Here is a 20,754-nt window from a genome sequence, read left to right as displayed (position 1 = left end):
TACGATTCCGCCACTACCCGAACTGATACGTCAACGCGCGGCCGCTCGTGCCATGAGTTATTGAGAAGTTACTAAAAATTTAAAAAATTTCGTATGGAAATGACTAACTTAAGCTGTTTCTATCTCCATCAATTTCCGAGTGCCAATCAGTTTCTGGATTGATTTTCTTGGCAGGAATATCTGTAGATTTCCCTGATCTTCCATGAAGATAAAGTTCTGCCCATATTTGTTTTGCTGATGCTAATAAATTCATTTTTTGCAATCCCTCTAAAAATGAGTGTGTTGACAAAAGATGAACATTTCCAGGTATTGCTCCACTATGTGTTTCAAACCATGAATCTTCTAGTATAACAAGCATAGGTTTCCCAGGCGGTCTTCCTGAAGCAATCTTTAAAAAGCTTATAATGGAATGTTCTCCTGCATCTCTAGGCAATTCATGATTTCCGTTTTTTGCATATTCGATTAGCATTTGTCCATATTGGGTATCTTGAATGGATATTCTATCTTTGTGCTTTGTTAAAAAAGCTCTAATAACTTTTGCATCATCATGATCAATCGCATTTTGTGTGACTTCAAAGTGCACTACATCTGTTATCACAATACCGACCTTATCTTTAAACAATAATAATAAATCTAAGGCGTCTACTTTCGCCAATGTAATCAATGGCCCAGCATCAGGAATAGCCATTTGAACGGCTGTTTTATTCGTCATTAGACATCACTTTTATAAAGTCGGCAACCATGGTATTAGCTGTTTTTTCGTCAACATGTTTTAATTCCAATCCGAATTGACCTGCTAAGTCAAGAAGATCGCCATACCATGATATCCCAAGTAAATACATCGCTTCATGACGATCAATTTGAAGATTGGCAAAATCTTCTACTATCTGTTTTATTTCGGTTATTTTTATTTTTCGATCTTGATTGTGAGACTTAATTTTTCGATATTCATCTACTGATAAAGAATAAATAAACGGTTTTCCGTTTTTAGTGATCTCAACAGTGTCTTTTGCTGCCATATCTAAGAACTGACCGAATCTTAGTTTTGCTTCTTTTGCAGGAATAGTAATCATAGCGAACCTCGCTTAGTAATAGTGACTATTGTAGCTACTTTATCCGTTTGCTCAAAGTTTTTCACAGGATTCCAAGCAGATTCTCAAAGATAGACCTGGACTGCCTTGCGCTTTGGCTAACCAACATTTTTCCATATAGGGAAGTAGATTTTGGTCTAGGGCATATTATTTAATTTCAGTCGGCGATGGCGGGACAACTGAAATTGCTCTGTACACGACAAAAAATATAACTGATTGATTTTCAAGGAAGGAAGATAAAGGACTTGAAAATCCATCGCTAATCAGTTTCACTCTCTGCGACCAAACAGGAGGTGAAATGGCCGTAAGCGATGGACTGAGAGTGATTCTAAAAGGACATTTAGACTGGGGCAAGTGTCGATTGGATTGTTTTATAGGGATGTTGTTGGCATTAGTACGATTGAAGCACGTCAACCTGACGCAACTAGCGTTAGCTTTCACAAGTCAGGCCGACCCTAAATCCCGTTATCGCCGGTTGCAACGATTTTTCCGGGAAGTTGTTTTCGACTACGATGCTATCGCTAGCTTAATCATGGAAATGTTTGGATTGTATGATCAGTCCTACTATTTGACGCTGGATCGGACGAACTGGAAATGGGGTGAAAAGAACCTCAATATTCTCACGCTGGGCATCGTCTACCAGGGAACGGCAATTCCGGTGTATTGGCTGGTGTTGAATAAGCAAGGCAACTCTAACCAGCGCGAACGCATCGCGTTATTGCAACGTTATATTCGGCAATTTGGACGCAGTAACATTTTGGGCGTATTGGGTGACCGAGAATTTATTGGTGATCAGTGGTGGCAATGGCTCAGTGATCAGCGCATTCCTTATCTGATTCGGATGAAGGACAATCAATTGATGACGGATCAGCGCGGTTATGAGCGTCCTGTTCGTTCGTTGTTTGCCAATCTACAGGCTGGAAAAACCCGCTTACTCAGGAAAAAGCGACGTGTTGGCCAACAATGGGTTTGGCTCAGTGGTATGAAATTGAACAGTGGCGAATTATTGGTTTTGGCGGGTAATCAGCGCTTCGACCAACCGTTAGACGTCTATGGTTTGCGTTGGGAAATTGAAACGCTGTTTCAATGCCTTAAAGGGCGAGGGTTCCATTTGGAAGAGACACGAATAACGCACTACTTTCGGATCAAAAAGGTTATGGCGTTATTAGCGATCGCTTTTTGCTGGGCGCACAAAACGGGCGAATGGAAGCATAAAGCGATTCGACCTTTAAGAACCAAGAAACATGGCCGCATAGAGCAAAGCCTCTTCCGCTATGGGTTGGATCATTTATCCGATTTGATTCTGCATGGCCTTAGTAAAACAGAGAATCTACTGAAGCTATGGGTACTATTTATATGTCCTCCCGACATCATTGGTTTCGACAAGCAAAAACCGGAAATAATGGTTCCCAAGGTATGACTGAAAGGCTAATTAGATGATTTTTGTCGTGTACAGAGAAGCAATCTATATAATTTCTATAGCTGCAGACTGTTTTCTATTGGCCGAAACTAGCTGCTCAAAAAATTGTACGACTTGATTGTAATCAATTTTTAAAATTGTCTGGTCAGGTTGGAGCTAAGACACATCATGTTTGGGTCGCCTACTCCTGCTCATCATCCTTGGGCCAAATGCATCTGATAGGGTTCTTTTTTCCGCCGGCGGCGTTAAAAGACGCTCGACATAGGTATACAAATTGGCGATATGCTGATCGTGTTCCTTGATTTCCCGGGCTAAATCCTTGTGCGTTGCTAGCATTACCCAGCTCAAGACAACCCATGCCTAGCTCACAAAGCCCGAAGGCAATGTCCGGATCATCAGAGGCTCCAGCTCGGTGAGAAGCCTAGTGCAAGCGGCATCAAAAACCTCTTGTTCCGGCCGGGCCGTTTCCCCACTCGAAACCCAAGATCACCAAGGTACAGCGTTGTTCAACAAAATTTAATACTGTTGAACAACGCTAGACACAAATTTACCCAAATTGCGAAATTCTTCATTTTCCCCTTGATTAGAACCCCTGAGTAGAGGTGTAGGATAAATCATCCGCACCGGTCTCCATCTGGATCAAGCGACGAAGACCTGTTCAGCGTACGGAAAACAGCATCTCATGCCATTGCACAAACAGGTTATGAAATGTGATTGCGGCCTGGCGATGTTTGTCGTCTCAAATTTTTGAACAAAATAAAATTTGAGATTAGAGATGAAACCTATACAAGATATTCTGAGGACTTTAAAGAGCGAGCGCTGGCAAAAGTTTTCAGTCGAGGTAATAATCAAACTATTCAGCGCTTTGAGGCAAGGACATTGAAATTAAAGGGAAAATCACAAAACGGCAACAGCCATCTAATACTCCACCTTAAAACTCGGACTGTCTTCCGGCCGGCTATTCCGCTTATCGTAAAGCCGGGTGGTCGACACGTTGGCATGGCCTAACCATTCCTGGACTTTGGCGATGTCGGCTTTGTGATCCAACGCATTGGTCGCGGCAGTCGCGCGCAGCGAGTGCACGCAGAAGCCATGGGTATCCACCGTAATACCGACTTGCTTGGCATAGAAAATCACCACATTACGATAGACGGAACGCGGATTGAGCGATTTAGTGAGATCGCCCGTCGCGTTGTTTTTCACCGGCCGAAATAATGCGCCGTCCAGGTCCGTCGTACCGTGGCCGGTCATCTCCAGATACTCGGCGAGCAAGCGTTGAGTTTTCGGCTCCACTGGCACGAAGCGTTCCTTTTTGCGTTTGCCGTGGACGTGGAACATCATCACGCCGGATCTTCGTTGGTAATCCTTGACCCGCAGAGTGCACAGTTCCTGCCGGCGCAGGCCATGATAGAGCAGAATGGCCAAGATGGCTCGATCTCGACGGCCTTTCACCGTGTCCTCAGGCGGTGCTTCCAGCAATTGCCGGGCCTGGTCGTTGCTCAAGGCCGGGGTTTTGCCTTCGTTATTATTAGCGGCGGGCCGCTTCACGCCTTTGACCGGATTATGCGTCACCGCGTTGTGCTCGCACAGAGACTCAAACAGCGACGACAGTGCCGAGAGCTTGCGCCGGATCGACGCGTCGGACAGATTATTCGCTTCCAGCGCCTTGCGCCAGGCGATGACATGGGAGCGGGTGACGATCCGAAACTCAGTCGGATTTTGAATGCCGATGAATTGGGTGAAATCGCGAATGTCGTTTCGGTAAGCTTTGCGGGTTTTTTCCGAAGCGAGATTGGCGAACCATTCGAGTTCCGGCGGCACCTCGGCTAACTGTTGAAATTGTTTCGCGGTGAGGGCGCGTTCGGGATTTTTCAGCAGCAAGTCGGTCATCGCGATTTATACCTTATATAGTGGCGGAATTGATGGATGAGTTTGGGGGGGTAATTTTAGGTCCGATAAAATACATTATAGGACCTAAAATGGGCGGCGCCAAAACTACAACTGCGCGGACGTTTTTCTGGGAAAAGTCGGCCCCCTATGCTAGAGTATTCAATAGTACTACCTTTTAATAACGAGGCGAATCACTATGGCAACATCGGTTAAACTCGATGCGGACTTGAAACGTCGAATTCAGCACTTGGCTGAGCTGCGGCACCGGTCATCGCATTGGATTATGCGCGAAGCCATTCGCGACTATGTGGAACGCGAAGAAGCCCGAGAACGCTTCAAACAGGAGGCCTTGGCGGCCTGGCAGGCCTATCAAGAAACGGGCCAACATTTAACGGGCCAGGAAGTACGCGATTGGCTGAGCACCTGGGGGACAGCGCATGAGCAAGCGGTCCCCGAGTGCCACGAATAATGATTACCGAAGGAGCGGCTCAAGGTTTGGAGCGCTGTCGGCTCTTTTTAGCCGAAAAAAATCGGTTGGCCGCGGCAAGAGCCGCGCGGGCAATTGCCCAGCACTTTGAACTCCTGGAAACAGAACCCGAACTGGGCCGGCCGTGGGAAGAGCTTCCAGAATTGCGCGAATTACGCATTCCATTCGGCGATTCCGGTTATGTGGCACTCTATCGTTACGAACCGGAGGATAATGCCCTTTATGTACTCGCCTTTCGACACCAGAAAGAAGCGGGTTACTAAATTAAGACTAGCAGAGCGGGAGAATTTGAACAGAAGCTTACGGTTTCGACAAAATCCGGCCAGGCAAAATTTCTCGAAAGCGGCCGCTGGCAATGATTCATTTGAAATAATCCGACCATCAGGTTACGACCCTGAGCTGACCGAAATGTTTCTGAATGGTGTGACAAGGATTTGTTGAAAAGCAGTCTTTCGTAGCATGTTACGAGGTGGAAGATGATGCGCCCTTTGCGTCATTGGGCACGGCTTGGTCTTTCGGAGCAAACGACCGCGTTCAGCAGAACTTCCCTAGCACTTTCGTTTCGTGAAATGGGATATATAGAGAGTTTAAAAAGCCGCTGCCAATCGGATCAGCAGGATGGCCCAATAACTAGGAGAAAGTATGCATTTGAAGAAGCTTGCTGTCCGGAATTTCAGGCGGCTGCGAAACGTTGTAATTGATCTTGCTTCCGACATTTCTATTTTTGTCGGTTCTAACAACAGCGGCAAGACATCGGTCGGGCACGCACTCCAGCTGTTCACTAGCAGTGGCCGCTTCAACATACACGACTTTAGCGCCGAACTTTGGACCGACATCGTTGCGTTCGGTAAGGGTGAGGGCGAGGCGTGCCTTCCCACGATGGAAATCGACGTCTGGTTCGAAATCGGTCCGGACGATGTTCACCGCGTCATCGATCTTCTTCCCAGCCTTGCTTGGGAAGGCAAGCTGGTGGGGATGCGCGTTGCCTATGTGCCCAGTAATCCTGCAGCGACGCATGCACGCTATGTCGAAGTGCGCCAGCGCGTGCTAGATGCAGTCGCTAAGGGTGAAGATGGAGTATCCGTCTTCGATCCCTCGCCACGTAACCTGCGGGAGTTCCTTCGCGACAGGCTACATGACGAATATGAGCTGCGCTATTTCGTACTCGATACGGCACGGTTCGATGTGAACATGGTCGCAGAAGCTGGCTATGAACCAGCCTCTCTCACCGGTCGCGATCGGAGCGGTCGTGAGATTTTGAACGGCCTTCTCCATATTGACTTCTTGAACGCGCAGCGCCATCTCTCGGACAGTCCAGGTGGCTCTCGCGCCGAGGATCTCTCCAGAGTGCTCAGTCGCTTCTACGGGCACAACCTCGAACAAAAAGGCGAAGATATCGAGGCGTTGCGCGCCCTCGCAGCATCCGAAGTCTCGCTTAATGAGCATCTCGAACGAGTGTTCGAGCCGACGCTCAAGAGTTTGTCGAAGCTCGGTTATCCGGGCCTCTCAAACCCACGCATGATGATTCGCTCGGCCCTCGACCCGGCCCAGATTATGAACGGTCGAGATGGTGCAATCGTCCATTATGCATTGGGAGCCGATGACGGGAATCCCGACCCACCTACCTTGCCCGATCGGTATAACGGCCTCGGCTTCAAAAACCTCATCTTCATGGTCGTCGAGCTGCTCGACCTCCACGCTCAATGGCTGGCGATCGAGGAAAACCGTCCGCCGGTCCACCTGATCTTCATCGAGGAGCCCGAGGCGCACCTCCATGCCCAGCTTCAACAAGCCTTCATCCGCAAGGTGATGGACATCCTAACGCTCAAGGGCGAGGACCGCCCGCACTATACGAGCCAGGTCGTCGTCACGACCCACTCGACTCATATTCTTTACGAACGAGGCTTCCGGCCGATCCGCTATTTTCGTCGAAGCCGTGCGCAGAATGTGTCGACCTCCGATGTGCTCAACCTCTCGGTTTTTTACGACAGCACCGATCCGGACATCCGGAGCTTCCTCGAACGCTATTTGAAACTCGCGCACTGCGATCTGTTCTTCGCCGACGGCGCCGTGCTGGTCGAAGGCAATGTCGAACGGCTGCTATTGCCGCAGATGATCGCCAATGCCGCGCCGCGGCTGCAATCGACCTATCTCACCGTCCTAGAGATAGGCGGGGCGTTCGGCTACCGATTCAAGGCGCTGATCGAGTTTCTCGGACTGACGACGCTCATCATCACGGATCTCGACAGCGTGTTCGGTCCACTGGGGCAGGATGGCGAGGGTGTTGCACCCGTTGGTCAACCGGAAGCTGCGGAACCCGCCGCCGAGAACGCGCAGGCTGCCGGCGTTGATGCTGAGGACATAGACGATGACGAGGAGGATGTGCTTGTGACGGCGGAAAAGCCCGGGAAGGCGTGCATCGCCGGTCATCCGGGTGCGGCGACGTCCAACCAGACTTTGCTCCAATGGCTACCGAAATACGACACGGTCGCCGCTCTGTGGGAGGCGACGGCTGAGCAGAAGATTCAGGCGAGGACGAACGACAATGACGCTTTGGTACGAGTTGCCTATCAGTGCCGGACCGATGTCACTTGGGGCGGAGAGACCCTGGCGCTCGCCGGGCGCACGCTGGAGGAAGCGTTCGCGCTCGAAAATCTTGAATGGTGCCAGGACAAGAATCGTAAGCCGCTTCAGCTCCGCATCGCTAAGGCCGACGAGAAGAACCTGACCACGCTTGCGGAGCGCATCCACAAGCGCGTGCAGGCTAAGAGCTTCAGCAAGACCGACTTCGCGCTCGCCTTGCTTGCCGAAGATCCGAGCAGTTGGTCGGTCCCGACCTATATCGCCGAGGGCCTGAGCTGGCTTGAGACCGAGATCGCGCCGCCGGAGCCGGACGATAATACAGAAGAGGAGCAGCCGCATGATGACGCGCCCCAGAGTGCGTCGGCCGCCGCCGGCGACGAGGTACCAGCATGACGAGCCGGATCGGCAGTCCTGACACGCAAGCCGATCTAGATGTTCGCGCGTGTCTCGATCAGACGCCACCACGCTCGTTTGTCATGGTCGCCGGTGCGGGATCGGGGAAGACGACCTCGCTGATCAAGGCTATCGCGCACTTAGCCGAGACCCGCGGTCCCGCCCTGCGCAGCGCTGGACAGCAAATCGCCTGCATCACATATACCGAAGTCGCCGTCGGTGAGATTTCGGCCGACGTCGGCGTCTCGCCGCTATTCCACATCTCGACCATCCATAGTTTCCTGTGGTCAGTCATCCGGCCGTTCCATTCGGATATCGCAACTTGGGTAGCCACCCGCATCGATGAAAAGATCGCGGAGCGACGAGCACACTACGACAAGCCTCGGACTCAGGTGAAAACGAAGGCCCGCCTCGAACAGGAGATCGCGGATCTCGAGGTTGAGCTGTCTGCGATCGGTGAAGTAGAGAAGTTCGTCTACGGCACCGGCAGCAGCTACGCTGAAGGCATTCTTGGCCACGACGATATCCTCAAGCTCACCCCAGCCTGTGTCGCAGCGCATCCGCTGCTGAGGCAACTCGTCGCTAAGCGCTTTCCCTACATCTTTGTCGATGAGAGCCAAGACACCAATCCGGAGGTCGTCGAGGCGTTACGGCACATTGTGGGCGAACATCCTGGTCTGTGCGTCGGGTTCTTCGGAGACCCGATGCAGAAGATCTACATGAGCGGAGCAGGCGCTGTCCCGCTGAACGACGGCTGGGCGGAGATAACAAAGCCCGAGAACTTCCGGTGCCCGACATCAGTGCTCGGGGTCATCAATGAAATCCGCGCCACTGGCGACGGCTTGGAGCAGGTGCGTGGTCGGACAATGACCATTGATGGCATCGAACAGCCGGTTGCCGGCACTTCCAATATGTTCATCCTGCCGGCGGATGCGGATCGGAGTGAGCGCCTCTCTGCCGTTAGGCAGTGGTTAGCAGTCGAAACCGGTGATGAGTTGTGGCTAAGCGATGTGCGGGAAGGCGATGTCCGCCTGCTTGTGCTGGTGCACCGTATGGCAGCCAACCGGCTCGGGTTCCCTAGTCTGTATGCTGCGCTCAATGACCGAGCACCTTTGAGTCTGAGTGAAGGGCTGAGCGATGGCACTGCCTGGCCGCTTCGTCCAATTGTCCAGCACATACTCCCGCTCGTTGTCGCGGCACGAGCGGGCGATCGGTTCACAGTGATTTCGACCTTGCGCAGTGAATGTCCGAAGCTTGAACCGGCGCGGCTTCGAGGGCAAGCGACGGCCCCCGTTCTTACAGCGCTACAACAAGCGCTCGACAGGCTCGTCGCTTTGTTGGCAGCAGGATCGCAGGCGACCATCCGAGATGTCTTGACGCATGTGCGAGATAACGAGTTGCTGCGTCTCGACGACCGCTTCGCCATGCATCTGGTTGCAGAGCCAGTGGATGACGGCAGCAGCGGCTTCGAGAACGTTCAAGCCTACCTGGCATGCGGTGTCGACGAACTCTGGGCCTATCGGCGCTACTTCACAGAAGAGTCACCGTTCGCGACGCATCATGGAGTGAAGGGTGCCCAATTTGAGCGCGTATTGGTCGTCATCGACGATGAGGAAGCTGGCTTTCGGCAGTATTCTTATGGGAAGTATCTTGGGTACGTCCCTCTCTCGGACAAGGACGAAGCAAACATAGCGGCAGGTGAAGAGTCCGTACTCGATCGAACCCGTCGCCTATTCTATGTGTGCTGCTCACGTGCGATGAAGGACCTGGCAGTCGTAGTCTTTGTGCCCGATGTCGCAACAGCCCGCACCGCGATCGTTGCGCAGAATCTATTCCCCGAGGCCGTAATCCGAGGCGCTGAGCATCTGGGCTAAGGCTTAGCGCGGAGCGTCCTGCCAACTGCGATTGAACGACCGGTTTATGTGCAACTTTAGCCATCCACATGGGCAAGCGGTGAATGACAGGTAAAGACTCGGCTGTCATTTGGTCGACGAACTTGAATGACTGCCAACAGCCTAAACCAGACTTTCGGGACTGCAGGCTGGATGTCTCGTCTTGGCCGGTGTTGTCCCGTCAGTCTGCTTGAGATAAACCCGTAAGCGAATTATATTAGCCGCTAACGTACGTTTTCGTCCCATTGGACTTCAAACCCCTTAGAGCAGCAATTCTCAATTTAAGAAACTCAGCATAAATCCGGGTTCTGAGGAATGGGAATATCCAGCCCTTCCAACATCAATTCCATCAAATGCTGCCAGCTATCGAAACAAACATAGCGCGTGAGCGCCCTTAAATCGTTAAAAAACGTTTTCCGACTGGGCAGCTCTTCGCGCAGCAAACGATAGCATTGGTCGAACCATTGCAACACCGTATGAACCAGAAAAGCCAGGATGATTAAACTGGCCAACAAAGCGGCGAGGTGCTTTTTACCGTGACCGAAGTTGTGCGCGAAGTGATAGCCCTTGGTTTTCAAGGTGTTGTTGTTTTCGTTTTCTATTTTCCAACGGGTGCGGCCGGCGCGGACGATTTCAACCACATTCTGCGCATCTAAGGCATAATCCGTGGCGAACGCATTGCGATAAACGACACGGCCTTGCTCATCGGTGATCTCGATTTCGCACCAATTTACCAGTAGCGCATCATCGCTGTCGCGTAACGGCACTTGATGGGCGATGCGGTAGCGTTCGATCAGTCGTTGCTTGCCTGTCCAGCGCTGTTTTTCGACCACTTCGACCTGCCCGAGCCGTTGAAAATCCTCGACCCACTCGTAGAGGGTTTGATGGGATTCCGGTTTGCAGACCAGAATGAAATGCCGCCCCTGTTGCTTGAGGACTTCGCAAAAAGGCTGCTTGCAATATAAATCGTCGCCTAAAAACGTCACGTTTTTTGGCAAATAGCCGTTTTCGCGCGCCAACCAACGCCGCGCAGCAGCCAGTTCATAATCTTGCTTATCGTTTCCGTCTTGCGGTGCAATAAATTCAGGCGCCAACGGAATGACCTCCGCTTGATGCGGCGAAACAATCACTGGCGTCACCGCACTGTGAGTATATTGGGTCACACCGTTTTTCAGCGTTTTCGTCGAGCAGCATTCACAATGAACCTTTTGCGAACTAAAGTATTCCACACCATCCAAAGCCACCAGTAGACTATTGTCCAGCACGTGGAATTCTTTGAGCTTGCCTTGCCCTTCCAGTGCCTGCAACAGCCAGCGGTACAACGGCCACAAGGCCTCGGGCGGTACCGCATCCAGCAGATTCCGAATCTGGTTGTCGCTGGGAATTTGATGCACGCCAAACAAACTCTGTGCGTTATTTTTGCCCCGCTCTTTCTGCATCGTCCTCTGATATTCCAGAAAGGACGGCGATTGCATGAAAAATACCGAAAAGGCGCTTAGCGCCGCATCCGCCATGCTGTATTTCCGGTAAACGCCATTCCCGCTACGGCCGTCGGGCAATGTTTCAAAGAGCTGCCTGACTTTGTTGATCAGGGTCGCTTGTGTGAATGTCTCTGTCTCGATAAAAGGGTAGGCCATCGTCCGTGAACGGGTGAAAAAATTGGCTTAGTTTACCAGCCTGGGCTAAATTGAGAATTGCTGCCCTTAGAGGGGATGTTTTGACTGGTGGGTTTCGACCCACAAGCGACAATCGGTCTAGTTTTATTTATGTTGGAAAATTGACGATAAGCCGATGTTGGGTTTGCAAAAGTAGGCTGGGTTGAATGATAATGAAACCCAGCTTATGAATGAATCAATTATGCGCACGTACATTCGTAACCATGCAAAAGGCGGCGTTAATTTCTTTACCGTCAATCTTGCTCAACGAAGTCATAGCGATATTACCTGAACATTTGCACTGTATTTGGCGATTACCCGAAGAAGACGACGATTATCCGCTGCGTTGGCGTTTGATCAAATCGCATTTTTCCAGATCTATCGAGAAAGACGAAAGAATATCCGACAGTCGATTGCGTAAAAAAGAACTAGGCCTATGGCAACGCCGTTATTAGGAACACCAAATCCGCGATGATAGAGATTTTCAGCGGCATGTAGATGATATTCATCGTTGGGTTCAATTAGGGGTTTACAGCGAAGAATGGGCGGCCTCACCGGACTTAAGCGAACAGGATTGGGAATAATTGTAATGCTGGGTTTCACATTGTTCAACCCAGCTTACGGTCCTCATTCTTGACAGCAAGATAAAAAAAGACGTAGCGTTGGCCAGACCTAGATAATAACTTGATGGCCCCGCTTCGCTGAGCCATCGACCCGTTAGGCACTCAACAATCCAGTATTTGGCATAAATTAATCGAAGAGTAATTTAGGATAGCAAGGCTCTATAAGTCACCCGTATCAATTATAGGAGAAATGCATATATGAAATTCCATTTTCCAGGTAAGACAACATGTGCAGTAGGGTTGCTTAACTTATGTTTACTTAGCGCCTGCACCCCAAAAACAACGATTATCCATGCAAATTTCAATACAGACTCCGTGGGTCTTCCGCCGGCCTCAAAACCCGCCGGAGCACCGGTAAACGACAGTATCTACCTTGATAACAGCAATGTGGCACACGTTATCCAAAGTAGTGAAATGAAATCGAAGAGCCTTGAAATCCGAGACGCTGACGGATGGGTAATGTTCAAACCAGATCAATCCCTCGGTAACTACAATCTTATTCACGTGCAATGGGTCGGTCACCAATATCTCAGTGGTGGATATGATCAATACCCACGTATGCTGATTTACTTAGATCTTACAGGAACACTTAACCCAGTTATGCCGAGGCCGGTAGCACTGATGTTCATGGATGGGCAGATAAGAACAGTAGGGACCGATCAAATTATTGGGTCATACAGTAAGACGGAAAATCAAATAGTCAGCATCACCGTTGACATGCAAAAGGAGATGTATCAAATAGCCTTGATTCCCGGATTTAACAGTGGATGGCTACCTTGGCACTATGACAAATCGGTTGTTGGAGAACCCGATGGACTGGCCGTCCGAATGGCTCTGGGTGATGGGGACAGCAATAGCCGATACGTCATGGACGACGTCATCGTAGAGGCAAAATAAGGTGGTAAAGTGCTGGGGCACTTTGGTGCGAACAGGCCATGGGGCACACCTAACGAATAAGGTTAGATGGTGCGAGCGCAACGCGCGAAGCCACCCTCTGAACCGTTTGTTGGATGGGCCCGGGACTAAGTGAACGTGTGAACGATGCTATGAAAATAGCTTTTTGTGGAGCAGCCTGATTGAACAGTCAGGCTGCTGTTTTTTTGTCTGATGGTCTGGTATTGGACAGAATTCCATTAGGCTCCTCTGACGGAGCGTCTTTTTTGAACGATTTATCCTGATTTCAAGCCGAACGCTCTTCTCAACCTGAACTAAGCTGCTTGAGGGAGGGGCGAAAGTGCATAGCATTTACATAACCGCAATGGATCCCTTGGTTAAATGGGCGCCAGCGTCTGCGCCAAAGCCATCGACTCGATCGCCGGTATGCGCGTTCGTCCCACCGCCATGACGCCACCACAGCACGCACAGCGCATTTGTGGCCGTTGCCGGATAACCGGCAACCATTTTTGGGGATCGAGTTTCTTAAGGTATTGCAAAATCCGGATCGTACCTTTGCTGTTGGGATGCAGGAAGCCATAGTTTCTGGCCCGGCGAAAACCTTTGGGCAGCACATGCTGGAGCACCCGCCATAAAAAATCGGCGCCGGAGACCGTTTTGATTTGCCAGCGTTTCGTTTTACTGTCTTGATACCGGTAAGTGACCTTGCCGTCCCGGCAGGACAGAATGTCCTTTTCCCGGATGACACCGCGATATAGATAGCGCCCCAGATACACCAGCGCCTTGTCCCCCGAACCCACCCGCTTGCAGTCAACGACCCATTTGTGAGGCGTCGCCTTGGGCAACGACAGGTTTTCTCGGGCAAGGCGGGTCAGCATTTTGGCGCGGAAGACTTTCGCCAGTGCCTTGTGATTGAACAGATACTTTCCTGTTTTGGTTCGCCACAGGCGTTTGCATTGATCCACAATCGCGGCGGGCATCACGGCATGAATAGGGGGATGATAATCCAGTGCGCGGGAATGCGTATGCAGGACCGCAATGACGCCGGGATCCCCATTGAGCTTCTGGTCATTGCGGCTGAAGGTTTGCAAGGTTTCCCAGACACATTCGAACAGCACGCTGTAAAGCAGCCGTTGATGTCGCCAGGCAAGTGTTCTCAACTGTGCCGGCAGCGTAAAGGTGATCATGAAATACTGGGCGGGCACCTGTTTCTGCTGCTGCCGTTCGATCCATTGCTGGCTTTGATAGACAGGAGTCTGAATGCAGCGTAGACCAGGGAGGGTCGAGAGCTGCCTTGATGTTGACAATGGGGGCAGTTGCGGCGGCCACAGGAATGCGGCACGAAGGTCTGATGTTCGCACTCGGTACAATTCACTTGCATGACAGGACTGTGCCGGGTCGACAGATTTTCAAGGCCTGCAAAGCCTTTAACTGGCTGGGCAGAATTTGGGACGGGTACTGATTGAGAAAGTCTGCTTCAAACTGATCGATAACTGCAGAAATCGGGATCATTTGACGTTCCCCCAGGTCAGGTCGAAACCATTAATCAACTGATTGATTTGCTGCCCCGAATTCTTTCCAGTGACATCGGTTAAATGGGGGTAACGCGAAGTGGTCAACAGGCTGACATGGCCCAAGATCTGTTGCAGCTCCACCAAATCGACGCCAGCCTCCAGCAGATGTGTGGCATAACTGTGGCGCAGCGAATGACAGGAAATCTTTTTTTTAGCCCCATTCCGTTGACGACAGCCGCCATAGTCGTTTGCACGCCGCCTCTATCGAGAGGTGACTCGGCCATGTGCGCTGCCTTCAATCCCCGTTTGCGGTTGGGAAAGAGCAAGGTGGGATGCCGATGCAGTTTCCAAAAATGCCGCAGAACCTGCAAGGTATTTAAAGGTAACGGAACTAAGCGATCCTTGTTACCTTTGGCATTACGAATATGCACGCGCAGACGCTCGGCATCGATATCCCCGACTTGCAATCGGAGTCCTTCACCCCATCGCAAAACCATACTGTAAAGGGTGAAAAAGAATACCCGGTAGCTCAAACTTACGGGTTGATAGAAACAGCTGTTGTGCCTCAGCGATCGTGACAATATCGGGAATACGAACTGTCCTGGGCGGCTTGATCAGTGCAATATCCGTCCAGGGCTTGTTCAACACATGCATATAGAAAAACTTCAAACCATACAGATCCAGCTTGACGGCACTCCAAGACAGACGCTCCAACAATTCACAAAAATAATCCAGCAACTGATCCTGGGAAAGATCCTCCAGATTGCCATCGAAATAATCACCGATCCGACGGATAGCGCGTGAATAGGCATCGATAGTTTTTGGCTGCAGACCTTTAAGTTTTAGATGTTTGCAATGCAGAGCATAATAATGGTTGAATTTCGTATTGTTGGGTGTTTTCATGGCAGTGTAACCTCAGTGTTAGTGGAGCTTACACAGTACCCTTTTATGAGTAAGAGGAGAAATGAGGTTACACTTGATTTTACGATAAAGCGGGGTTTTCTCCGCGTTAGCGGCTCCGTCCAACCAATCATTCAACCCGGACTGGCGCGATAAAGCCGCGCCAGCCGGTTAATTCAAACGTTCGGCAGTAAAATAGAGATTACTGTGAATTCGAAATAAAGGAGAACCATCTTGAAAGCAAAAACTAAAACCGCAGCTATTACAGCCTTAAAATGGGCTGCTGGTTTGACGGCTGGATTTATCATTGGGCCTACAATAGTTATTCTTGCAAATGGGCAAGGTGATACTGGAGGAATGATAGCAGAAAAGCTTGTGGTAGGAGCTGCATGGTTCCCAATTCTTTTTTTTGGCCTATGGGCATGGGGAACATTTTCAAAGAAATACACATTGGAAAATAATCCTACGAGTTTACCTGAAACAAATACAAATAGAAGACCAAGTAAATGGAATCACATTAGTATTTTGGCAGGAATATTAATGATATTATTCGTATTCTTGCCAGACATGATCAATGGTACACTTGCTGGGCAGTACTATTTAGGTATTATATTTTGGATTGTTGTAATTGTCTTTTGCTCACGTAACATATTGCAGGCAAGGCAGTAATGCTATGCGCTTAAATTGAGGTGGTTAAGCATGTTTAAATATTTTTGGCTCTCTAGGATTTCCCGTGGTAACCCCAATATCTAGTGTTCCGCAAACAAGAGCCGGCGTCCCTGCACATCCAGCCAAATATGCTGGAATAATCGGCCCAGGTTATAAATACCGTAGCAGCGGCGCTTGATCACTTTGATTTTGTTATTCAACCCTTCAACAAACCCGCTGGTTTCACGCCGAATAAAATAGTTGGTGATGTGATCACGCCAGTTGTTTAATGTGGTGACAAAAGGCGTGAAACAATCCAATCCCAATTCCGTAATTCTGTCCAGCCACTGCGTTAACGCCTGTTCGGCCTGCGCTTTGGTCAGGTTCTGTTCAAAGAGACCGGTTAGGACTTCACGTTGAACATAGACCTCTTTCAGTATCGGTGCCTGCCGGAATAACGCCAATAAAACGATTTGCTGTTCTTCGGTCAAGCGATTCCAAGGCTTTCGAAACGCCCACATGGCGCCTTTCAGTTGAGCATACTCCGATTCCGGTAAGGTTTGTTTCAGTTGCTTCATTTCGGCTTTGCGCGCTTTATCGGCACAGTCATGATAATGTTTGGCGACATGAAAGCGGTCTACCACAACCTGAGCGTTGGGTAGGGTTTCTTGAGCGGCATTACAGTAACCTTCGTTCATATCGATGCAGACACGACGGATGCTTTGGCATTGCCGAGGCGGCAGCGTCTTTAAAAAGGCCTTGACGGTTTCTTTTTTGCGATCCGGTAACACCGCCAAGAGATACTTTTCACGTTGCGCCGTCAGTCCGGAGACGATGACGACAAAATCCTTATGGCCTTTCTTCAAGGCAATTTCATCAATTCCAATCAACTCTAAATCGGGCACTGTCGACCAGTCCACTTGGCGCTGAATATGCCGATCGAGGATGCCTTCAATACAACCGATGCTGAGATACCGTTTCAGGCTGACGTCACTGAGTGTGCTATTGACCAACTCGCGTAAAATCCAATTCTCATAGGCTTTGGTATGCGGACTATTGGGCTCATACCACTCGCAACGTTGCGTCGTCGTTGGCCCTTTGTCACAGTAGGGACATTGAAAACGCTTCGGCCGGATGCGAATCCAGACCGGTCGGTCAAAAATCGGCAGATGCCGTAGCGTAATCGCTTTGTCGTAACCGTGAAATTTGTCGATCGTTCGACCGCATTGACGACACACCGCCGTATCACGGGTACTGACAACAGTGATCACCAAACCCTTATCGGTTTGTTCGTATTTTTCGACTCGGACATTGGGCAAGTCTAACGGTATTTGTATCTGCGGTTGGTTCATTGGCATTCAAAGAAAAAGTCGTCCTTTGGCTATTTTACATGAGGCTCCCGTTGCGGTCTTCTAACATACTATATGTTGTGGTCTCCCACGGGAAATCCGGAAGAACCATATTTTTTGGTTCTAATAATTGTATTGGTCAGTTGCGATGCTCAAGCTAGATGGGCGCAAGTGGGAGAAAATCACAGAGCAACAGCTTATGCTTATACTAACCCAGAGCAGAAAGGCAATTCAGTTATTGCTTGGGTATTATACAGTTACAAAGAAACTCAAGAGTCTCCTCGTAGTGGACGAAAGTATCTGTCAGAAAAAGCACAATATGAAATAGACTGTACAGCTAAAAAATCTCGCACACTTTTCTACACTTGGCATTCGGAACGTATGGGATATGGAACTGTAGTCTATACTGGAAGAAAACCAACACCATGGGAGCCAACAAATTCTCCCAATAGCTATGCAAACGCTTTTGAAAAATTCTATTGTGACGAACCAATAGATAAAACTATACCCTCTCAAAAAGAGGTTGATAAAAAAATAATCGAAGGGTTCGAAAAAGCTGCAAAGGAAGTCAATCGCAATGCACCAACAATGATTGATCAAGATACTCGCTTAGATAAGGTAACTGTAGGCCCTGGGGCTAAAGCAACTTATCATTATACTTTTCCTAAATATTCTTCCCAGGAAATTGGGCAGGATTGGTTACAAACAAATCTACGCCCCCTTGTAATGAGACCTTCTATAGAATTTGGAGGGATATATATATTTTCGTACTCAGGGAATGACAAGGTTGAAATTACCAACTTTAAAATCTCTTTTTCAGTGGCGGCGGCAGGTTATTTAAGGCGTTCGACAGGACAAACTTGCCCGCATAATCGGATTCCGCTACGCTGCATCCATTATGTACGCAAATTTGCCTGTCAACTCGAGCATTATGCCTTTGAAAGAAACTAGCTATGGACCCAAAGACAATATTAAAAACATTAAAGGAAGCATCTCCGTTTGATCTTTTCCTGATCTCATTCATTGCGCTTCCATTTGTATTTGAAGCATGGTTGCGAATATTGGAAAAGCTTGAATTGGGCTTGTGCGCAATGTATTGGTCATTCGTCATTGTCCTTCTTGGGTATATTGTTGGTGTTGTGGCTATGTTAGTTGGTTCAAATAGAGAGAAAAGGCGAGAGGTGGCTAAAGATCAGATTATTGGTTACTTAACCGCCAACTCCTACAAAATGATGACGCTTGAAACAATTCGGGAAAAAATAAACCAAGTCTATACGAATGATTTCCTTAACTCTCTTCCTGTTCATTTTCCGAATGAAATTCGAAGGGCAACACTAAAGGGCAATAAACCAGGTCTGGCTAGAATTACTGAGGAAAACGATGAAAGCAGGACATAACGAATAAGGTTAGATGGTGCGAGCGCAACGCGCGAAGCCACCCTCTGAACCGTTTGTTGGATGGGCCCGGGACTAAGTGAACGTGTGAACGATGCTATGAAAATAGCTTTTTGTGGAGCAGCCTGATTGAACAGTCAGGCTGCTGTTTTTTTGTCTGATGGTCTGGTATTGGACAGAATTCCATTAGGCTCCTCTGACGGAGCGTCTTTTTTGAACGATTTATCCTGATTTCAAGCCGAACGCTCTTCTCAACCTGAACTAAGCTGCTTGAGGGAGGGGCGAAAGTGCATAGCATTTACATAACCGCAATGGGTCCCTTGGTTAAATGGGCGTCAGCGTCAGCGTCTGCGCCAAAGCCATCGACTCGATCGCCGGTATGCGCGTTCGTCCCACCGCCATGACGCCACCACAGCACGCACAGCGCATTTGTGGCCGTTGCCGGATAACCGGCAACCATTTTTGGGGATCGAGTTTCTTAAGGTATTGCAAAATCCGGATCGTACCTTTGCTGTTGGGATGCAGGAAGCCATAGTTTCTGGCCCGGCGAAAACCTTTGGGCAGCACATGCTGAAGCACCCGCCATAAAAAATCGGCGCCGGAGACCGTTTTGATTTGCCAGCGTTTCGTTTTACTGTCTTGATACCGGTAAGTGACCTTGCCGTCCCGGCAGGACAGAATGTCCTTTTCCCGGATGACACCGCGATATAGATAGCGCCCCAGATACACCAGCGCCTTGTCCCCCGAACCCACCCGCTTGCAGTCAACGACCCATTTGTGAGGCGTCGCCTTGGGCAACGACAGGTTTTCTCGGGCAAGGCGGGTCAGCATTTTGGCGCGGAAGACTTTCGCCAGTGCCTTGTGATTGAACAGATACTTTCCTGTCTTGGTTCGCCACAGGCGTTTGCATTGATCCACAATCGCGGCGGGCATCACGGCATGAATAGGGGGATGATAATCCAGTGCGCGGGAATGCGTATGCAGGACCGCAATGACGCCGGGATCCCCATTGAGCTTCTGGTCATTGCGGCTGAAGGTTTGCAAGGTTTCCCAGACACATTCGAACAGCACGCTGTAAAGCAGCCGTTGATGTCGCCAGGCAAGTGTTCTCAACTGTGCCGGCAGCGTAAAGGTGATCATGAAATACTGGGCGGGCACCTGTTTCTGCAGCTGCCGTTCGATCCATTGCTGGCTTTGATAGACAGGAGTCTGAATGCAGCGTAGACCAGGGAGGGTCGAGAGCTGCCTTGATGTTGACAATGGGGGCAGTTGCGGTGGCCACAGGAATGCGGCACGAAGGTCTGATGTTCGCACTCGGTACAATTCACTTGCATGACAGGACTGTGCCGGGTTCGACAGATTTTCAAGGCCTGCAAAGCCTTTAACTGGCTGGGCAGAATTTGGGACAGGTACTGATTGAGAAAGTCTGCTTCAAACTGATCGATAACTGAAGAAATCGGGATCATTTGACGTTCCCCCAGGTCAGGTCGAAACCATTAATCAACTGATTGATTTGCTGCTCCGAATTCTTTCCAGTGACATCGGTTAAATGGGGGTAACGCGAAGTGGTCAACAGGCTGACATGGCCCAGGATCTGTTGCAGCTCCACCAAATCGACGCCAGCCTCCAGCAGATGTGTGGCATAACTGTGGCGCAGCGAATGACAGGAAATCTTTTTTTTAGCCCCATTCCGTTGACGACCGCCGCCATAGTCGTTTGCACGCCGCCTCTATCAAGAGGTGACTCGGCCATGTGCGCTGCCTTCAATCCCCGTTTGCGGTTGGGAAAGAGCAAAGTGGGATGCCGATGCAGTTTCCAAAAATGCCGCAGAACCTGCAAGGTATTTAAAGGTAACGGAACTAAGCGATCCTTGTTACCTTTGGCATTACGAATATGCACGCGCAGACGCTCGGCATCGATACAGCAATTCTCATTTAAGAGATTCAACCCGAATCCGAATTGGGAGGAATTGGAATATTCAGGCCATCAAGCATAAATTCCATCAAGGGGTTAATTAACCA

The 20,754-nt window shown here is 49.7% G+C and carries 18 protein-coding genes and 3 pseudogenes; 10 read left to right on the top strand and 11 right to left on the bottom strand.

Going from position 1 to position 20,754, the window contains the following annotated elements:
• Positions 1–103 precede the first annotated feature (103 nt).
• Both Q9L42_RS00105 and Q9L42_RS00100 read right to left on the bottom strand, forming a co-directional pair.
• Positions 104–712, bottom strand: a complete 609-nt coding sequence (locus tag Q9L42_RS00105; protein ID WP_305910359.1) for a hypothetical protein — start codon at positions 710–712, stop codon at positions 104–106.
• Positions 702–1,073, bottom strand: coding sequence for a type II toxin-antitoxin system Phd/YefM family antitoxin (locus Q9L42_RS00100; RefSeq protein WP_305910358.1), 372 nt, complete (start codon positions 1,071–1,073; stop codon positions 702–704). Before Q9L42_RS00100 ends, Q9L42_RS00105 begins: the two co-directional genes overlap by 11 nt.
• A 316-nt stretch (positions 1,074–1,389) precedes the next feature.
• Between Q9L42_RS00100 and Q9L42_RS00095 the strand changes: the two genes are divergently transcribed.
• Positions 1,390–2,511, top strand: a complete 1,122-nt coding sequence (locus Q9L42_RS00095) for an IS4 family transposase (RefSeq protein WP_305910357.1) — start codon at positions 1,390–1,392, stop codon at positions 2,509–2,511.
• A gap of 181 nt (positions 2,512–2,692) precedes the next feature.
• On the opposite strand, the gene Q9L42_RS00090 is transcribed toward Q9L42_RS00095, so the two are convergent.
• Positions 2,693–2,896, bottom strand: a complete 204-nt coding sequence (locus Q9L42_RS00090; RefSeq protein WP_349431018.1) for a hypothetical protein — start codon at positions 2,894–2,896, stop codon at positions 2,693–2,695.
• Positions 2,897–3,429: 533 nt separating this feature from the next.
• Positions 3,430–4,401 carry a tyrosine-type recombinase/integrase gene (locus Q9L42_RS00085; protein WP_305910356.1) on the bottom strand — a complete coding sequence of 324 codons (972 nt, stop codon included), beginning with the start codon at positions 4,399–4,401 and terminating at the stop codon, positions 3,430–3,432.
• 196 nt (positions 4,402–4,597) lie between these two features.
• On the opposite strand from Q9L42_RS00085, the gene Q9L42_RS00080 reads away from it, so the two are divergent.
• The 4 genes from Q9L42_RS00080 (at position 4,598) to Q9L42_RS00065 (ending at position 9,738) form a co-directional block, all read left to right on the top strand.
• Positions 4,598–4,870 (top strand): CopG family ribbon-helix-helix protein, encoded by a 273-nt coding sequence (locus Q9L42_RS00080; protein ID WP_349430999.1) that lies wholly within the window; start codon positions 4,598–4,600, stop codon positions 4,868–4,870.
• On the top strand, positions 4,870–5,151 hold the full coding sequence (locus Q9L42_RS00075) for a type II toxin-antitoxin system RelE/ParE family toxin (RefSeq protein WP_432648832.1): 282 nt from the start codon (positions 4,870–4,872) through the stop codon (positions 5,149–5,151). The genes Q9L42_RS00080 and Q9L42_RS00075 overlap by 1 nt, the downstream gene beginning before the upstream one ends.
• Positions 5,152–5,530: 379 nt before the next feature.
• Positions 5,531–7,864: an ATP-dependent nuclease gene (locus Q9L42_RS00070; RefSeq protein WP_305910354.1), complete on the top strand. Its 2,334-nt coding sequence runs from the start codon at positions 5,531–5,533 to the stop codon at positions 7,862–7,864.
• A complete protein-coding gene (locus Q9L42_RS00065; protein ID WP_305910353.1) occupies positions 7,861–9,738 on the top strand; it encodes a UvrD-helicase domain-containing protein in 1,878 nt (625 codons plus the stop codon). The genes Q9L42_RS00070 and Q9L42_RS00065 overlap by 4 nt, the downstream gene beginning before the upstream one ends.
• 308 nt (positions 9,739–10,046) lie before the next feature.
• Here the strand turns inward: Q9L42_RS00065 and Q9L42_RS00060 are convergent, their stop codons facing one another.
• The gene (locus tag Q9L42_RS00060; RefSeq protein WP_305910352.1) at positions 10,047–11,393 is read right to left on the bottom strand and encodes an ISNCY family transposase; all 1,347 of its coding nucleotides are present in this window, start codon (positions 11,391–11,393) and stop codon (positions 10,047–10,049) included.
• A 278-nt stretch (positions 11,394–11,671) separates the two neighbouring features.
• On the opposite strand from Q9L42_RS00060, the gene Q9L42_RS21390 reads away from it, so the two are divergent.
• Together Q9L42_RS21390 and Q9L42_RS00050 are read left to right on the top strand one after the other, a co-directional pair.
• Positions 11,672–11,866: a hypothetical protein gene (locus Q9L42_RS21390; protein WP_432648831.1), complete on the top strand. Its 195-nt coding sequence runs from the start codon at positions 11,672–11,674 to the stop codon at positions 11,864–11,866.
• A 366-nt stretch (positions 11,867–12,232) separates the two neighbouring features.
• Positions 12,233–12,931 carry a hypothetical protein gene (locus Q9L42_RS00050; RefSeq protein WP_305910350.1) on the top strand — a complete coding sequence of 233 codons (699 nt, stop codon included), beginning with the start codon at positions 12,233–12,235 and terminating at the stop codon, positions 12,929–12,931.
• Between the two features lie 374 nt (positions 12,932–13,305).
• Here the strand turns inward: Q9L42_RS00050 and Q9L42_RS00045 are convergent.
• The 3 genes and pseudogenes from Q9L42_RS00045 to Q9L42_RS00035 form a co-directional block, all read right to left on the bottom strand.
• A pseudogene (locus Q9L42_RS00045) lies at positions 13,306–14,440 on the bottom strand (IS91 family transposase).
• Positions 14,437–14,939 (bottom strand): annotated as a pseudogene (locus Q9L42_RS00040) (tyrosine-type recombinase/integrase). The pseudogenes Q9L42_RS00045 and Q9L42_RS00040 overlap by 4 nt, the downstream one beginning before the upstream one ends.
• On the bottom strand, positions 14,920–15,345 hold the full coding sequence (locus Q9L42_RS00035; RefSeq protein WP_305910349.1) for a site-specific integrase: 426 nt from the start codon (positions 15,343–15,345) through the stop codon (positions 14,920–14,922). The pseudogene Q9L42_RS00040 and the gene Q9L42_RS00035 overlap by 20 nt, the downstream one beginning before the upstream one ends.
• 231 nt (positions 15,346–15,576) lie before the next feature.
• On the opposite strand from Q9L42_RS00035, the gene Q9L42_RS00030 reads away from it, so the two are divergent.
• Positions 15,577–16,011: a hypothetical protein gene (locus Q9L42_RS00030; RefSeq protein ID WP_349430997.1), complete on the top strand. Its 435-nt coding sequence runs from the start codon at positions 15,577–15,579 to the stop codon at positions 16,009–16,011.
• Positions 16,012–16,091: 80 nt separating this feature from the next.
• Here Q9L42_RS00030 and Q9L42_RS00025 read toward each other — a convergent pair whose 3' ends face one another.
• Positions 16,092–17,342, bottom strand: a complete 1,251-nt coding sequence (locus Q9L42_RS00025) for an ISL3 family transposase (RefSeq protein WP_349430996.1) — start codon at positions 17,340–17,342, stop codon at positions 16,092–16,094.
• A gap of 168 nt (positions 17,343–17,510) precedes the next feature.
• Between Q9L42_RS00025 and Q9L42_RS00020 the strand changes: the two genes are divergently transcribed.
• Both Q9L42_RS00020 and Q9L42_RS00015 read left to right on the top strand, forming a co-directional pair.
• A complete protein-coding gene (locus tag Q9L42_RS00020; protein ID WP_349430995.1) occupies positions 17,511–18,290 on the top strand; it encodes a surface-adhesin E family protein in 780 nt (259 codons plus the stop codon).
• Positions 18,291–18,292: 2 nt separating this feature from the next.
• A complete protein-coding gene (locus Q9L42_RS00015; RefSeq protein WP_305910345.1) occupies positions 18,293–18,736 on the top strand; it encodes a hypothetical protein in 444 nt (147 codons plus the stop codon).
• 321 nt (positions 18,737–19,057) lie between these two features.
• On the opposite strand, the pseudogene Q9L42_RS00010 reads toward Q9L42_RS00015, so the two are convergent.
• Both Q9L42_RS00010 and Q9L42_RS00005 read right to left on the bottom strand, forming a co-directional pair.
• Positions 19,058–20,199: pseudogene (locus Q9L42_RS00010) on the bottom strand (IS91 family transposase).
• A complete protein-coding gene (locus Q9L42_RS00005; RefSeq protein ID WP_349431016.1) occupies positions 20,196–20,390 on the bottom strand; it encodes a tyrosine-type recombinase/integrase in 195 nt (64 codons plus the stop codon). Before Q9L42_RS00005 ends, Q9L42_RS00010 begins: the two are co-directional and overlap by 4 nt.
• Positions 20,391–20,754: the final 364 nt, after the last annotated feature.

Origin of the sequence: Methylomarinum sp. Ch1-1, assembly GCF_030717995.2 — a bacterium.
Taxonomy (GTDB): domain Bacteria; phylum Pseudomonadota; class Gammaproteobacteria; order Methylococcales; family Methylomonadaceae; genus Methylomarinum; species Methylomarinum roseum.
This window is presented reverse-complemented; position numbering and strand designations above follow the sequence as displayed.

What these genes read in the sequence shown, in the direction of transcription:
- Q9L42_RS00095 (WP_305910357.1), top strand. Translation starts at nt 1,390, where the DNA reads ATGGCCGTAAGCGATGGACTGAGAGTGATTCTAAAAGGACATTTAGAC.
- Q9L42_RS00080 (WP_349430999.1), top strand. Translation starts at nt 4,598, where the DNA reads ATGGCAACATCGGTTAAACTCGATGCGGACTTGAAACGTCGAATTCAG.
- Q9L42_RS00065 (WP_305910353.1), top strand. Translation starts at nt 7,861, where the DNA reads ATGACGAGCCGGATCGGCAGTCCTGACACGCAAGCCGATCTAGATGTT.
- Q9L42_RS00105 (WP_305910359.1), bottom strand. Translation starts at nt 712, where the DNA reads ATGACGAATAAAACAGCCGTTCAAATGGCTATTCCTGATGCTGGGCCA.
- Q9L42_RS00035 (WP_305910349.1), bottom strand. Translation starts at nt 15,345, where the DNA reads ATGAAAACACCCAACAATACGAAATTCAACCATTATTATGCTCTGCAT.
- Q9L42_RS00060 (WP_305910352.1), bottom strand. Translation starts at nt 11,393, where the DNA reads ATGGCCTACCCTTTTATCGAGACAGAGACATTCACACAAGCGACCCTG.
- Q9L42_RS00015 (WP_305910345.1), top strand. Translation starts at nt 18,293, where the DNA reads ATGGACCCAAAGACAATATTAAAAACATTAAAGGAAGCATCTCCGTTT.
- Q9L42_RS00075 (WP_432648832.1), top strand. Translation starts at nt 4,870, where the DNA reads ATGATTACCGAAGGAGCGGCTCAAGGTTTGGAGCGCTGTCGGCTCTTT.
- Q9L42_RS00050 (WP_305910350.1), top strand. Translation starts at nt 12,233, where the DNA reads ATGAAATTCCATTTTCCAGGTAAGACAACATGTGCAGTAGGGTTGCTT.
- Q9L42_RS00085 (WP_305910356.1), bottom strand. Translation starts at nt 4,401, where the DNA reads ATGACCGACTTGCTGCTGAAAAATCCCGAACGCGCCCTCACCGCGAAA.
- Q9L42_RS00100 (WP_305910358.1), bottom strand. Translation starts at nt 1,073, where the DNA reads ATGATTACTATTCCTGCAAAAGAAGCAAAACTAAGATTCGGTCAGTTC.
- Q9L42_RS00070 (WP_305910354.1), top strand. Translation starts at nt 5,531, where the DNA reads ATGCATTTGAAGAAGCTTGCTGTCCGGAATTTCAGGCGGCTGCGAAAC.
- Q9L42_RS00025 (WP_349430996.1), bottom strand. Translation starts at nt 17,342, where the DNA reads ATGAACCAACCGCAGATACAAATACCGTTAGACTTGCCCAATGTCCGA.